14 protein-coding genes are annotated in these 14665 nt (G+C 62.8%); 13 read left to right on the forward strand and 1 reads right to left on the reverse strand.

Features of this window, described 5'->3' with window-relative positions:
• Positions 1–9: 9 nt before the first annotated feature.
• The 9 genes from queG (at position 10) to MHI61_RS22200 (ending at position 9783) form a co-directional block, all read left to right on the forward strand.
• Positions 10–1161 (forward strand): tRNA epoxyqueuosine(34) reductase QueG, encoded by a 1152-nt coding sequence (queG, locus tag MHI61_RS22160; protein ID WP_239790542.1) that lies wholly within the window; start codon positions 10–12, stop codon positions 1159–1161.
• On the forward strand, positions 1161–2030 hold the full coding sequence (locus tag MHI61_RS22165) for an SDR family oxidoreductase (protein WP_239790543.1): 870 nt from the start codon (positions 1161–1163) through the stop codon (positions 2028–2030). Before queG ends, MHI61_RS22165 begins: the two co-directional genes overlap by 1 nt.
• Before the next feature lie 124 nt (positions 2031–2154).
• On the forward strand, positions 2155–2337 hold the full coding sequence (locus MHI61_RS22170) for a hypothetical protein (protein WP_239790544.1): 183 nt from the start codon (positions 2155–2157) through the stop codon (positions 2335–2337).
• Positions 2338–2427: 90 nt separating this feature from the next.
• The gene (locus MHI61_RS22175) at positions 2428–2790 is read left to right on the forward strand and encodes a septal ring lytic transglycosylase RlpA family protein (protein ID WP_097579449.1); all 363 of its coding nucleotides are present in this window, start codon (positions 2428–2430) and stop codon (positions 2788–2790) included.
• 171 nt (positions 2791–2961) lie between these two features.
• Positions 2962–4251, forward strand: a complete 1290-nt coding sequence (locus tag MHI61_RS22180; protein WP_239790545.1) for an RsmB/NOP family class I SAM-dependent RNA methyltransferase — start codon at positions 2962–2964, stop codon at positions 4249–4251.
• A 272-nt stretch (positions 4252–4523) separates the two neighbouring features.
• The gene (locus MHI61_RS22185) at positions 4524–5798 is read left to right on the forward strand and encodes an imelysin family protein (RefSeq protein WP_239790546.1); all 1275 of its coding nucleotides are present in this window, start codon (positions 4524–4526) and stop codon (positions 5796–5798) included.
• Between the two features lie 46 nt (positions 5799–5844).
• The gene (locus MHI61_RS22190; protein WP_239790547.1) at positions 5845–7581 is read left to right on the forward strand and encodes a di-heme oxidoredictase family protein; all 1737 of its coding nucleotides are present in this window, start codon (positions 5845–5847) and stop codon (positions 7579–7581) included.
• Entirely contained in the window at positions 7581–8681 is a 1101-nt protein-coding gene (locus tag MHI61_RS22195; protein ID WP_239790548.1) for an imelysin family protein, read from the forward strand. Before MHI61_RS22190 ends, MHI61_RS22195 begins: the two co-directional genes overlap by 1 nt.
• A gap of 4 nt (positions 8682–8685) precedes the next feature.
• Complete coding sequence (locus tag MHI61_RS22200) at positions 8686–9783, forward strand: DUF1513 domain-containing protein (RefSeq protein WP_239790549.1); 1098 nt, start codon at positions 8686–8688, stop codon at positions 9781–9783.
• Here the strand turns inward: MHI61_RS22200 and MHI61_RS22205 are convergent.
• Positions 9765–10841: a DUF2252 family protein gene (locus tag MHI61_RS22205; protein ID WP_239790550.1), complete on the reverse strand. Its 1077-nt coding sequence runs from the start codon at positions 10839–10841 to the stop codon at positions 9765–9767. The two genes, MHI61_RS22200 and MHI61_RS22205, sit on opposite strands and share 19 nt — an antisense overlap.
• Before the next feature lie 220 nt (positions 10842–11061).
• Here MHI61_RS22205 and MHI61_RS22210 point away from each other — a divergent pair, with 220 nt between their 5' ends.
• The 4 genes from MHI61_RS22210 to MHI61_RS22225 all read left to right on the forward strand — a co-directional run bounded on the left by MHI61_RS22210 (position 11062) and on the right by MHI61_RS22225 (position 14652).
• On the forward strand, positions 11062–11511 hold the full coding sequence (locus tag MHI61_RS22210; protein ID WP_010028223.1) for a PaaI family thioesterase: 450 nt from the start codon (positions 11062–11064) through the stop codon (positions 11509–11511).
• Positions 11508–12146, forward strand: a complete 639-nt coding sequence (locus tag MHI61_RS22215) for a 5'-methylthioadenosine/S-adenosylhomocysteine nucleosidase (RefSeq protein ID WP_010061097.1) — start codon at positions 11508–11510, stop codon at positions 12144–12146. The genes MHI61_RS22210 and MHI61_RS22215 overlap by 4 nt, the downstream gene beginning before the upstream one ends.
• Before the next feature lie 113 nt (positions 12147–12259).
• A complete protein-coding gene (guaA, locus tag MHI61_RS22220) occupies positions 12260–13822 on the forward strand; it encodes a glutamine-hydrolyzing GMP synthase (protein WP_039617411.1) in 1563 nt (520 codons plus the stop codon).
• A 260-nt stretch (positions 13823–14082) separates the two neighbouring features.
• Positions 14083–14652 (forward strand): TetR/AcrR family transcriptional regulator, encoded by a 570-nt coding sequence (locus MHI61_RS22225; protein WP_239790551.1) that lies wholly within the window; start codon positions 14083–14085, stop codon positions 14650–14652.
• Positions 14653–14665 lie beyond the last annotated feature (13 nt).

Genomic DNA, 14665 nt, shown 5'->3' on the forward strand with positions numbered 1-14665 from the left:
GGGCTTTTAATGCCCGAAAATGATGACAAAGAGCGACGCCGCCGCGACAATTTGACCGAGTTCGTCCGGGCGGAATCCGCCGCCAAGGGCTTCGATCTCTGTCGCATCACCCGCCCGGACGCGATCCCCGAAGCGAAAGAGCGCCTCGGCCAGTTCATCGATGCCGGGCGTCACGGGACGATGGAGTGGATGGCGGAGACGCGCGAGCGGCGCGGCGATCCGCTGACGCTCTGGAGCGAGGTGCGGTCCGTCGTCGTCTTCGGCCTCAACTACGCCCCGGAGGAGGACCCGCGCGGCATCCTCGGCAAGCCCGACAAGGCGGCAATTTCTGTCTATGCCCGCAACCGCGATTATCACGACATCATCAAGGGCCGGCTGAAGGAGATCGCCACGCGCTTTGCGGCGCGGGCCGGCGCCGACGTGAAAGTGTTCGTCGATACCGCGCCGGTCATGGAAAAACCGCTGGCGGCGGCCGCCGGCCTCGGCTGGCAGGGCAAACATACCAATCTCGTCAGCCGCACGCATGGGTCCTGGCTGTTTCTCGGCAGCATGTTCACCACGGCCGATCTTGCCGTCGACGCGCCGGAGGCCGATCATTGCGGCTCCTGCCGCGCCTGCCTCGACGTCTGCCCGACCGCCGCCTTTCCCGCACCTTACCAGATCGATGCGCGGCGCTGCATCTCCTATCTCACCATCGAGCATAGGGGGCCGATCGACCCCGATCTCAGGCCGCTGATCGGCAATCGTATCTATGGCTGCGATGACTGTCTTGCCGCCTGTCCCTGGAACAAGTTCGCGATCTCCGGCTCCGAAATGAAACTGAAGGCGCGGGAAGATCTGCGGGAACCGTCGATCAGCTTTCTGCTGACGCTCGACGATGCCGCCTTCCGCACCTTCTTCAGCGGTTCGCCGGTGAAGCGGATCGGCCGCGACCGCTTCATCCGCAACGTGCTGATCGCCGCCGGCAATTCCGGCGAGAGGGCGCTCATCGCGCAATGCCGCCTTCTCGCCGGCGATCCCTCGCCGGTGGTGCGCGGCATGGCGGTCTGGGCACTTTCCCGGCTGATGGAGGCTGGCGAATTCTCGGCTTTTGCCGCACAAAGGGTCGATGAGCGCGACGACGACGTATTGACCGAATGGCGGCTGGCAGGAGTGGACTGATGCATGTGATGATCTTTGGCTGCGGCTATTCCGGCACGGCGATCGCAAAGGCCTTTGCGGGCGAAAACGTGCGCGTGTCCGGCACCACGCGTTCGGCCGACAAGGTCGAGGCGCTGCGAGCCAACGGCATCAACGCGTTCCTGTTCGACGGCGAGACCATGGACGAGGACTTGCGCCGCGCACTGGAGAGCGTCACCCATCTCGTGCAATCGATCGCGCCGGGAAAGGCCGACCCGCTGCTGCGGCTGTTGGGCGAAGACAGCGCCCGTCTCCTGCCCCGGCTCGAATGGATCGGCTATCTCTCCACCGTCGGCGTCTATGGCGATCACAAGGGCGCGTGGGTGAGCGAGGAAACGCCCTGCGTACCCGTTTCCGGGCGGTCGAAGGAGCGGCTCGAGGCCGAACAGGGCTGGCTGGCGATGGGCCGGGAGCGCGGTGTGCCGGCGGCGGTCCTGCGTCTTTCCGGCATTTACGGGCCCGGGCGCAACGCCTTCTGCAATCTCGACAAAGGCACGGCGCGGCGCCTGATCAAGAAGGACCAGGTTTTCAACCGCATCCGCGTCGAGGATATCGGCGCGGCGACGCGCTTCCTGTCCGAACGCGGTCTCGGCGGCATCTATAATGTCACCGACGACCGGCCCGGCCCGCCGCAAGACGTGATCGTCGAGGCAGCGCGGCTTATGGGCGTCGAACCGCCGCCGGGACAGGCTTTCGAAACCGCAGAACTGACGCCGATGGCACGCACCTTCTACGGTGAGAACAAGCGCGTTTCGAATGCGAAACTCAAGAAGGCCGGCTTCGAATTTTCCTTCCCGACCTATCCGATGTCCCTTGCGCAATTGTGGCAGGACGGCCACTGGCGCGGCTAGCGCCAGCGGCTCGTGCGCTCACCCAAAAGGAGTAGGAAATTCCTACTTTCCGTCAGCGCACGGGAAAATTTCGCCCTATATTATGGTTAACGGCCTTTGAATTTGCCCAAATGTGGCAATAAATATGGCAAAGCCAGAAAAAAATTTTCGCGATTTTTGTGAACGGCGGAACGGCGACCGCTGCTCCGGAAAATTCATTCTGATTTTAACTGATTTCATTATGTTTTTTCCACACATGGCTGATGTCACCGATTTCCGTCATTATATCAATGCGCTCACAAATATTACAGTCCGCAACATTCCGTGAACTGACGCGGCACTTTTTCGCCACTTTTTAACAGATTTAAGCCCCGCCGCCTGCAAGGGCGTGAGTTCAATAGTTGAGGGATACTCTGTTTTGAAGAACATACGTCGTTCTATTATCGCTGCCGTAACTATTGCAGCCTGCTCTTGCCTGCTTCCGGCGGAGAGTTTTGCTGGCAATGGCTGCGGCGGTGCTTCATGGTACGCGCTTCGCTCCAAAACTGCTTCCGGGGAACGTATGAACCCCGCCATCTTGACTGCCGCACATCGTTCGCTGGCGTTCGGCACCAAGGTGAAGGTCACCAACCGCAACAATGGCCGCACCGTCGTCGTCCGCATCAATGATCGCGGGCCGTTCATTCGTGGACGCGTCCTCGATCTGTCGCGCGCCGCCGCACAGAATATCGGCATGGTGAGCTCGGGCACGGCGAAAGTCTGTTACCAGGTGATCAGCTAAGGCTGACACTCGAGGTGATCAGCTGAAGCGACAGCGCCGTACAACCGGCAGCGCCCTGACCGGCGCTTGCTCTTGCCGTCAATCGCGGTTACCACGCGGTTGAAACTTGTCAACAATCCGCCCGGCCTGTGTGCGGATCGTTCGCACGTCATGGCAACAGGAGATATATGAATGCGTCTGGGCGGCCGCCTCGAAGGGGCGATTTCTGTGCTCGCGGATATCGATGCCCGCAAGCGGCCCGTTGCCGACGCGCTCAAGGACTGGGGCCTCGCGCACCGCTTTGCCGGTTCCGGCGATCGTGCGGCGATCGGCAACATCGTCTACGACGCCTTGCGCATGCGGCTTTCCCATGCCTGGCTGATGGATGACGACAGCGCTGCAGCCATTGCCCATGCCGTCATGTTCCGCCAATGGGGCTTCACGCCCGACCGTCTTGTCGCCGAACTGGCCGACGACAAGTTTGCACCGCCGCCGCTTTCGGCAGACGCCGTCGCCGCCTTCGCAAGTCGCTCGCTCGACGATGCGCCGCCGCATATTCGCGCCGATATTCCCGAATGGATCCAACCCTCCTTCGAACGGGCCTTCGGCGCCGGCTGGCTTGCCGAGGCGCAGGCGCTCGCGGCGCGCCCGACACTCGATCTGCGCGCCAATATCCTGAAGGCCTCCCGCGACAAGGCCGTCAAGGCGCTCGAACGCGCCGGCGCACATGCTGCGAAAATCGCCCGCTACGGCATCCGGATTGCCGCCGGCGAAGGCGCCTCGCGCCTTCCCAACGTGACAGCCGAGCTTTCGTTCCAGAAAGGCTGGTTCGAAGTTCAGGACGAGGGTTCGCAGATCGTCGCCGATCTGGTGCTCGCCAAAGACGGCGAACAGATTCTCGACTATTGCGCCGGCGGCGGCGGCAAGACGCTCGCCATGGCCGCCGCCATGCAGAACAAGGGACAGGTTCACGCCTACGACGCCGACCGCAAACGGCTGGCGCCGATCATCGAACGGCTGAAGCGTGCGGGCACGCGCAATGTCCAGGTGCACGATGACGCCAGGGGCCTTTCCGGCCTTGCCGGGCGCTGCGATAAGGTGCTGGTCGACGCGCCCTGCACCGGCACCGGCACATGGCGCCGCCGCCCCGATACGAAGTGGCGGCTGACGGCGAAGAACCTCGACGAGCGCACCGCACAGCAACAGGACGCGCTGGCGCAGGCGAGCGGCTTCGTCAAGCCGGGCGGCGAGCTGATCTATGTCACCTGCTCGGTTCTGCCTCAGGAAAACGAGGAACAGGTGCGCCGCTTCGCGGCTGACAATCCCGATTTCCAGATAGTCGGCGCCTTGCCCGCCTGGGACGCGCTCTTTGGAAGAGATGCGCCGCGGCCGCATTCCTCCGACGGCTTCACGGTGACGCTGACGCCTGCTTCCACCGACACGGACGGCTTCTTCTTCTGCCGTATGCAGCGCAAGGGCTGAGGCGCGCGCCCTCGTACATAGGCTGTTTTTCAGGCAAACGTGCTGCAAAAAGCCGATTTTGCAGCAATCGCTTATCTTAAAATCATTCCAAACTAGACCGTTTGACACCAGTTTACTTTTGCGCGAAGAAACGGAGCCGATTACAGCGCCGCGCGTCTTATCAGACGCGCAAAGGACGCTGTAACATTTTGAATTGGCGCATCGTGCTTTCCGAAATCGATTCCGATTTCGGGCCGATGCGCTCGACGGAAGATCCGTCACAGGAGAGGATCATGAAGCTCAATAAATTCCGCGCAGCCGCGCTGGCGATCGCCCCCGCAGCCCTGCTCGCCCTTCCCGCGCATGCCGCGACGGATGCGGCGGCCGTGGTGAAACATTATGCCGATGTGGCGCATGCGAAATACGAAGACTCGCTGACGACGGCAAAGGCGCTCGATGCCGCGATCGACGCCTTTCTGAAGGCGCCGAGCGATGCGACGCTCAAGGCGGCCCGGGAGGCCTGGATCAGGGCCCGCGTCCCCTACCAGCAGACGGAAGTCTATCGCTTCGGTAATCCTGTTGTCGACGAGTGGGAAGGCAAGGTCAACGCGTGGCCGCTCGATGAAGGCCTGATCGACTATGTCGATCCCTCCTACGGCACCGAGAGCGACGAAAACTCCCTCTATGTCGCCAATGTCATTGCCAACAAGACGATCAAGATCGACGGCAAGGATGTCGACGCCTCGAAGCTGACGCCGGAATTCCTCTCCGGCACGCTTGCCGAGGCCGGCGGCATCGAAGCCAATGTCGCCACGGGCTACCACGCCATCGAATTCCTGCTCTGGGGCCAGGATCTGAATGGCACGGGGCCCGGCGCCGGCAACCGCCCGGCCACCGATTACGACCTGAAGAACTGCACGCACGGCAATTGCGACCGCCGCGCCGAATATCTGAAGTCCGCCTCCACGCTGCTGGTTTCCGACCTGCAGGAAATGACCGACAACTGGAAGCCGGACGGGGCTGCGACGAAGAACGTCGAAGCCGATCCGAAGGCCGGCCTCGTCGCGATCCTGACGGGCATGGGTTCGCTCTCCTACGGCGAGCTTGCCGGCGAGCGCATGAAACTCGGCCTGCTGCTGCACGATCCTGAGGAAGAGCATGATTGCTTCTCCGACAATACCTACAACTCGCATCTCAACGACGCGATCGGCATCGCCGCTGCCTATACCGGCAACTATACCCGCGTCGACGGCACCAAGCTCACGGGCCCCTCGCTGCACGACCTCGTGGCCGCCAAGGACAAGGCGCTCGATGCCGAGATGGAAGGCAAGCTCAACAAGACGCTCGATGCGATGAACGCCATGGCCAAGCGCGGCGAGACGGTCGAGAAGTACGACCAGATGATCGGTGAGGGCAACAAGGAAGGCAACGCCGTCGTCCAGGCCGCCATCGAGGGGCTGATCGACCAGACGAAGTCGATCCAGCGCGTTATTGCCGCACTCGATCTCGGCACGGTTCAGCTTGAAGGTTCCGACAGCTTGGATAATCCTAACGCCGTCTTCAAATAAGCAAAAGGCGGGCCGCTTCGAAAGCCGAGGCGGCCCGGACTCTGAAATGCCACTCGCTACTTCCCTCATTCCTGTGCTCGTCACAGGAATCCAGCCACGGCACGTCGGCGCCGTGAATGACCTGGTCAGGGGGGAGTCTTCCGCGCCCAAGGACTTGGGCGCACTGGATTCCTGTGACGAGCACAGGAATGAGGGAGTGGAAAGGGAAGCGCGCGTCAGCAGCGTCGAGCTTGCCGCTCGGAAAAGTCGCCTCTTCTCGAAACTCCGCATCGCCCTCCGCATCGCTGCCTTCGCCGCGCTTGCAGGCGCGCCTGTGGCTCTTGCCGCCGGTTTCGATCTGCCGGCGAAACGCACCGACCTCTCCGAAGCCGACCTGAAGCGCGTCGCCGACGTCACCCGGCCGACCAGCGATTTTTCCAAGGCCGAACAATATGAAGCGATGCAGGCGGGCGGCGCGACCTCGGTCGACCCGGTCACCGAAGACAGCTTCTCGCATATTTCGGCCAATATTCCCTTCGAGGACGAGCAGAACTTCAAGCTCGGCAATGCGCTCTTCCGCAAGCTCTGGGTTTCCTCACCCTCCTCGACGCAGGCCTCCGATGGCCTCGGACCGCTCTTCAACGCCCGCTCCTGCATGAGCTGCCATGTCAATGACGGCCGGGGCAAACCGCCGGAGGGCGGTCCGAGCGCCGTCTCCATGTTCCTGCGGCTTTCCCGCGTAGCCAGGACGCCGGAAGAGGAAAAGGCGATCGCGGGCGCTGATATCCTTAATTTCCCCGATCCGGTCTATGGCCATCAGCTGCAGGATCTTGCCGTTCCCGGCCTTGCCGCCGAAGGCCGGATGGCAATCCGCTATGATGAGGAGACGGTAAAGCTTGGCGACGGCGAGATCATGTCGCTGCGCCGGCCGCATTATGCGGCGACCAATCTGGCCTATGGACCGCTCGATGCTTCGACGACGATCTCGGCACGCGTCGCCCCCGCCATGATCGGCCTCGGGCTGATCGAGGCGATCCCCGAGGCCGATATCCTTGCCCGTGCCGACCCCGACGATGCCGATGGCGACGGCGTCTCCGGCAAGGCGGCGATCGTCCGCCATCATCGCAGCGGCAAAATCGCGCTCGGCCGGTTCGGCTGGAAGGCGCAGAACGCCACGGTGCGCGACCAGAATGCCGACGCCTTCGCCAATGATATCGGCATCTCCACGCCCGACCACCCCGACGCGCATGGCGATTGCACCAAGGCGGAGGAGAAATGCCTCGAAATGCCGACCGGCGTGCAGAAACGGCTGGGCGCGGAAGAAGCGCCGGGGCCCATCCTCGACCTCGTGACCTTCTATTCCGAAAATCTTGCCGTTCCGGCGCGCCGCAAGGCGAGCTTCCCCGACACACTGAAGGGCAAACGGATTTTCTACGAAAGCGGCTGCATTTCCTGCCATGTGCCGAAATTCGTCACGCGCCGGGATTCGCCTGACAAGGCGCAATCCTTCCAGTTGATCTGGCCCTATTCCGACTTTCTTCTGCACGATATGGGTGACGGGCTTGCCGACGGGCAGCAGGTCGGCCTTGCAAGCGGACGTGAATGGCGCACGCCACCGCTATGGGGTATAGGACTGACCCGGACTGTCAGCGGACACAGCTTTTTCCTGCATGACGGCCGTGCGCGGGATCTCACCGAGGCGATCCTCTGGCACGGCGGCGAAGCTGAAAAGGCCCGCAACGCTTTCTCCGCCCTGTCGAGAGACGACAGAGCGGCCCTGATTACATTCCTGGAGTCACTTTGATGCGCCTTTGGCACCCCCTGCTCTGCCTCACTCTGATCGGTCTCGCCACATCGGCAGCCGCCCAGACCGCCGCTCCTCCGGCAGGGCTGAACGAGGATGCCGTTCCCGCCGTCATGCAGCGCGCCGTCGACGAGGTGATTCGCCCCGGCTATCGCAACATGCAGCAATCGGCCGCCCGGTTGACGACGGCGATGAAGGATCTTTGCGACGGCGGCACGCAGCAGACGCTCGACAAGGCGAAATCGGCCTTCGACGATACGATCCGCTATTGGTCGATCATCGAGATCGTGCAGACCGGACCCGTCATCCAGGACAATCTCTTCGAGCACATCCTGTTTTATCCCGATCGCAAGGGCGTCGGCCTGAAGCAGGTGCAGGCGCTGATAGCCAAGGCCGATCCGAAGGATGCGACGGTCGATGCGATCGCCGGCAAGAGCGTCGCGCTGCAGGGCCTGACGGCGCTGGAATACGTGCTTTACGGCAATGGCTCGGAAAATCTGGTCGGGCAGAAGGGCGGCTTCCGCTGCCTTTATGGCGCCGCCGTCGCCGGCAATATCCAGCGCGAGGCCGGCGAAGTCGTCGCTGCCTGGGAAAAGCCGGACGGGGTGCAGGCGAGCTGGAAACATCCCGGCCGGCAGAGCAATGATTTCATGGACAACAAGGAGGCCGTGACCGCGCTGCTCGGCATTCTCGTCCACGGCGCGGAGAATGTCCGCGATCAGCGGCTGGAGCAGTTCTACAAGGGCAAGGACACCTCGCCCCGTCCGCGCATGGCGATCTACTGGCGTTCGAAAAACACCTGGAAATCGATGGCGGCCAATATCGACGGCCTGCGCACGCTGTGGCAGAAGGCCGGCATGGCCGAACTCCTGCCGCCGGACAAAAAGGCGATCGCCGCCTCGATCGACGAGGACTTCAAATCGCTGCTCGACAGCGTGCCGAAGCTCAATCCCGACATCGACGCCGCCGTCAGCGATGCCGAGAAGGCCAAGCTCGACACGCTTTTGGCCGAAAGCCGTGATCTGATCACCCGGATCAGCGACGAATATGGCGCGGCCATCGGCCTTTCGGCGGGCTTTTCCTTTTCCGACGGAGACTGAAGCGATGATGCAAAGCGCCCCGATCAACCGACGCAGTTTCGTCAAGGCGGCAGGAATCGGCTTCCTGGCGAGCTTGGCGCCAAGGTCGCTGATGGCGCTCGAACGGGCCGATGCGGTCTATGCCTCGGGCATTCGCACGGCAAACGGTTCCTTTGCTATCGCGACCGTGACCGAGCGCGGCGAGATCATCGATCAGGTGGCGCTTCCCGCCCGCGCCCACGGCATGGCCTTCAGCGCCGTCACCGGCAAGACGGTCGCCTTTGCGCGCCGGCCGGGCACCTATGCGATGATCTTCGATCCACGAGATAAGGGCGAGCCGATCGTCATCAGTTCCCGCGAAGACCGCCATTTCTACGGGCACGGCGCCTTCTCGCCCGATGGCCGGATCCTTTACGCCAGCGAGAATGATTTCGACGGCAATCGCGGCATGGTCGGGCTCTACGACGCAACCGATCGCTTCACCCGCATTGGTGAATACGAAACCTATGGCATCGGCCCGCACGATATGACGGTTTCCGATGATGGCCGCCTTCTCATCGTCGCCAATGGCGGCATCGAGACGCATCCGGATTTCGGCCGCACCAAGCTCAATCTCGGGGCGATGCAGCCGTCGCTGGCGCTGATCGATGCGGCAACCGGCGCGTTGATCGAAAAACACGTGCTGCCGGCCGAATGGTCGCAGGTGTCGACCCGCCATGTCGACCTCGACGGCGACGGCCGCATCTGGTTCGCCTGCCAGTACGAAGGCCGCCGCAAGGACCTGCCGCCGCTCGTCGGCCATTTCGCCAAGGGGGAGGATCTTTCCTTCGTCGCGCTGCCGGAGGAAACGACACGCAGGCTTGCCAACTATGTTGGGGCGATCGCCGTCAACCGCGGCGAAGGTCTTGTCGGCATCACCTCGCCGAAGGGCGGCGCCTCGGTGACCATCGACGCAAAAACGGGCAAGGTGCTGGCCGAGATCGCCGTTCCGGAGGCGGCCGGCATCGCGCCGGCAAGAGATGGCTTTGCCGTCTCCTCCTATGACGGCGATTTCCTCTCGAGGCGCAGCGATGTCGCCTGGGATCAGCACATCGTCCGGGTCTCTCAGCGGGTGCGCGCATAGGCCTTCTGCTCGGCGCTGACGCTCGATGCCGCGGCTCTTGCCGCCTCCTGCAGCCATTCGGGTCCCCGGGCCTGCAAATCCTGCAGGATCGCTGCGGCCGCCGCCGCATCATCGGAATGGCAATTGGCGATCTCGAGGCCCATCAAGTCGAGCATTGTCGGCGAAAGCAGGATCTCCGCATGCTTGTCGATCTCGATCTTGCGGCTGTTCGGCGAAAGCCGGCGCACGAGGATGCGGCCGCAGACGCGATAATGAGGATCGGCCGAGCGCGCCCGCCCGGCGGCGATTTCGCCCGCACGGATCGCCACATCAAGCGGCCTGTGGTGAAGCGACCAGGCCGACGGCACCAGTGCCTTCGCCTCGCGCAAGACCGGCCCGCCCTGCCATTCGGCATAGGCGACGAAACGCGGGCGGCCGAGGCTGCCGGTCCCGGCGTTGCGCGGCTTGGCCGTGAAGGAGCCTGCCCCGGGCGGCAATGCGCCCGCAAGCGCCTCGGTATAGGCTGACGGCGCCTTCTTCTTGCCCGCAGGCAGCATCTCGTATTTTCCCCAGAATTCCCGGCGTTCGGAATTCGACAGCATCAGCGCCTTGCGCAGCCAATTGTGATCGCGTTCGAGGATGACCGGCAGCGGATTTTCAAGGCCTCTGCGATAACCGCCGAGGATCAGCTCGCCGATCATCCGAACCGAGGGACCGTTGCCGTTGCGCGCCAGGATGGCGCTTGCCGCAAGGCGAACGAGATCCAGCGCATAGGGCATGACCGCCGCATCGTCGAAATCATTGACGCCCCAGACGAGCCTGCCCTCGCTATCGCGCCAGGTGCCGAAATTCTCCAGATGCGTATCGCCGATCGCCAGCACTTCAGGCGCGCGGCCGAGCTCCGGGCAGATATCGAGGATGACCTCGCACCAGCGCCAATAGGTGGCACGCAGGAAGCCGAAATCGTCGCTGCGCATCTTCTCGTGCTTTTCCTTAAGATCGTCCTTGACGAGATCGCCGCCAAGTTCGCCCGCTAGCCAGGTCTCGAAAATCCGAACCGATTGCGATATCGTCGTCATGGCGCCGGCGCTCCCTCATTTCGAGATGGGATGCCGGAGAATACCCGCTGAGCGCGAAGCTGCAATCGTCTTCGCGGGGCATGCGGGGCAACAGCACGGCGAAGGGTTGCGCTGGCGACACGCCTTGACGTTTCCATCGCCGTCCGGATCGATTTCAGCGATGTCCAGCTTGTCGAATCCGGCCCGCCATGCCACTTTCCCGGCTTCGAGAGGGGTAGCCATGAGCGAGACTGACAGGGGCGATTTCCGCGCGCGAATCCGCCGCAACTTTGCGCGCCAGGCGGCGATGCAGACGATCGGCGCGGAGCTGACGCGCGTCGAGCACGGCGTCGTCGAAATCGAGCTTCCCTTCGACATTAAGCTGACGCAGCAGCATGGCATCCTGCACGCCGGCATCATTTCCGCCGCGCTCGATTCGGCCTGCGGCTTTGCCGCCTACAGCGTGATCGACCCCGAAGCCTCGATCCTGACGATCGAATTCAAGGTCAATCTCATGTCGCCGGGACGCGGCGAGCGCTTCCTGTTTCGCGGCGAAATCACCAAGCCGGGCTCCACCATCATCGTCGCCGACGGGCGAGGCTACGCGATCAGCGACGGGCCGGCGAAACTCATCGCCTCCATGACCGGAACGATGATGGTCATCCGCGGCAGAGAAGGAATTACGGGATGAAGTTCGAACTGAAATCGGTCGCGGGAAAATCCATGCTGTTCGTCATGGCGGCGGAGGCCGAATACGGCCCCTTCCTGCGTTCGCGCATCGAACCTTTGATGACCGGCGTCGGTCCGGTCGAGGCGGCGGTTGCGCTGACCAAGACGCTGGCGCGGCTCGATGCGGCCGACGACCTGCCGGATCTCGTCGTTTCCCTCGGCTCGGCCGGCTCGGCGAAACTGGAACAGACCGAAATCTATCAGGTAACCTCGGTTTCCTACCGCGACATGGACGCCTCGCCGCTCGGCTTCGAAAAGGGCCGGACACCCTTCCTCGACCTGCCGGCGACGCTCGAGCTGCCACTGCGGATTCCCGGCATTGCCGAGGCAAGCCTTTCCACAGGCGGCAATGTCATCTCGGGTGCTGCCTATACCGACATCGACGCCGACATGGTCGACATGGAGACCTATGCGGTGCTGCGCGCCTGCCAGGGCTACAAGCTGCCCCTGATCGGCCTGCGCGGCATTTCCGACGGCGCCGTCGAGCTGCAGCACATCTCCGGCTGGACCGAATATCTGCATATCGTCGACCGCAAGCTCTCCTACGGCGTCGACAGCCTGTTCACGGCGCTGGAAGACGGGGTTTTCTGGTTCTAAGTGGGCAAAGTGCTGCGCGTCTCATCGGACGCGGGGACAATCGGAACAATAAAAACCGGATGCCGCCGATTTCCCGGATTGCCAGGCGAAGCGCTTTTCATTAAAGCCTCGACATGACCCAGACAGCACATCCCGACTCCGTTCTCATCGTCGATTTCGGCAGCCAGGTGACCCAGCTCATCGCACGACGCGTGCGCGAGGCCGGCGTCTATTGCGAAATCGTTCCCTTCCAATCGGCCGAAGAGGGCTTCAAGCGCCTCCAGCCGAAGGCCGTGATCCTGTCCGGCAGCCCGGCTTCGACGGTGGACGAGGGATCGCCGCGGGCGCCTCAGATTATTTTCGACAGCGGTCTGCCGGTCTTTGGCATCTGCTATGGCCAGCAGACGATGTGCATGCAGCTCGGCGGCAAGGTCGAAAGCGGCCATCACCGCGAATTCGGCCGCGCCTTCCTCGATGTCGACAAGGACTGCCAGCTGTTCGAGGGCCTGTGGTCCTCCGGCTCGCGCCATCAGGTGTGGATGAGCCACGGCGACCGCGTCACGGCGTTGCCCGATGGTTTCGAGGTGGTCGCCACCTCCTCCAACGCGCCCTATGCCTTCATCGCCGACGAGAAGCGCAAATATTACGGCGTGCAGTTCCACCCCGAGGTCGTGCACACGCCCGACGGCGCCAAGCTGATCGGCAATTTCATTCACAACATCGCCGGCATCAAGGGCGACTGGTCGATGTCGGCCTATCGCCAGAAGGCGGTCGATGAGATCCGCAAGCAGGTGGGCGACAAGCGCGTCATCTGCGCCCTTTCCGGCGGCGTCGACAGTTCGGTCGCAGCACTGCTGATCCACGAGGCTGTCGGCGACCAGCTGACCTGCATCCTCGTCGACCACGGGCTGATGCGCAAGGACGAGGCGGCAAACGTCGTCGCCATGTTCCGCGAGCACTACAATCTGCATCTGCTGCACGTCGACGCCTCCGATCGCTTCATCGGCGAGCTCGAAGGCGTCAGCGACCCGGAAACCAAGCGCAAGATCATCGGCCGGCTGTTCATCGAGACCTTCGAGGAGGAGGCAAAGAAACTCGGCGGCGCCGATTTCCTCGGCCAGGGCACGCTCTATCCCGACGTGATCGAGAGTGTTTCCTTCACTGGCGGCCCGTCGGTGACGATCAAGTCGCACCACAATGTCGGCGGCCTGCCGGAGCGCATGAAGATGCAGCTCGTCGAGCCGCTGCGCGAGCTCTTCAAGGACGAGGTGCGCGCCCTCGGCCGCGAACTCGGCCTGCCCGACAGCTTCATCGGCCGCCACCCCTTCCCCGGCCCCGGCCTTGCCATCCGCTGCCCCGGCGGCATCACCCGCGAAAAGCTGGAGATCCTGCGCGAGGCCGATGCGATCTATCTCGACGAAATCCGCAAAGCCGGCCTCTACGACGCCATCTGGCAGGCCTTCGCCGTGCTGCTCCCGGTCCAGACCGTCGGCGTCATGGGCGACGGGCGCACCTATGAATTCGTCTGCGCGCTGCGCGCCGTCACTTCCGTCGACGGCATGACCGCCGATTTCTACCATTACGACATGGAATTCCTCGGCCGCGCCGCCACCCGCATCATCAACGAGGTGCGCGGCATCAACCGCGTGGTCTATGACGTCACCTCGAAGCCGCCCGGCACGATCGAGTGGGAGTGAGGGAAGCGTAGTTTCGAATACTGCGGGAAACTGTCTCGTGATGTAGACGGGTCACACATTCTCGATGGATACCGAATAATGTCCCCTTGTGGGACTTTGTGCGCGGTACGCTTCAGAACGCTCCTAAGATGGCGGACATTGCTGCTTGGGCGTCATTGCCCTTCTGGCCGTTCAGCGCTGCGTGGCTGCATCCCTTGACAACCTCATGTCACCCCCTATATTATTGAGCATCTACTCACTCAATATCATTGGACGGAAAAATGGCGCGGCCCCTCAGTGAAGAAAAGCGACAGGCACTGCTCGATGCAGCGGCCGAGTTCGTCGCCAACCTGGGCACAGGCGCCTCCACGGCCAAGATCGCAAAGGCGGCTGGCGTGTCTGAGGGGACGCTGTTCACTTACTTTCCAACCAAGGACGACCTACTCAACCAGCTCTTTTTGGAGATCGAGGCCGACTTGGTAGAAATAGTGCTGGCCCCATATCCGGCGGACGTCTCCGCCAAAGACCGACTATTTGTGGTCTGGAACCGTCTGATTGACTGGGGACTGGCTCACGCCACAGCGCGCAAAGCCCTGCGCCAGCTGAAGGTGTCGGATCGCGTGACGGTGGAAAGCCGGAACCGGTGCCACGCCATGCTGCGGGATGCGCGGACAATGGTGGAAGAGTGTCTCGCCGGCCATGCCGCGCCTGACAGGATCGCCTTTTACATCGACACCATTCTCTTCGATTTGGCCGATATCAGCATCAATGCCGTCACGGCCAGACCCCAGGAAAGTGACGTCATCCGACAGGCCGGGTTCGACCTGTTCTGGAAAGGGTCTGCCGCCTGAGTTTTAAATGATA

This window comes from Rhizobium sp. K102, assembly GCF_022385315.1.
GTDB classification, from domain to species: Bacteria; Pseudomonadota; Alphaproteobacteria; order Rhizobiales; family Rhizobiaceae; genus Rhizobium; species Rhizobium croatiense.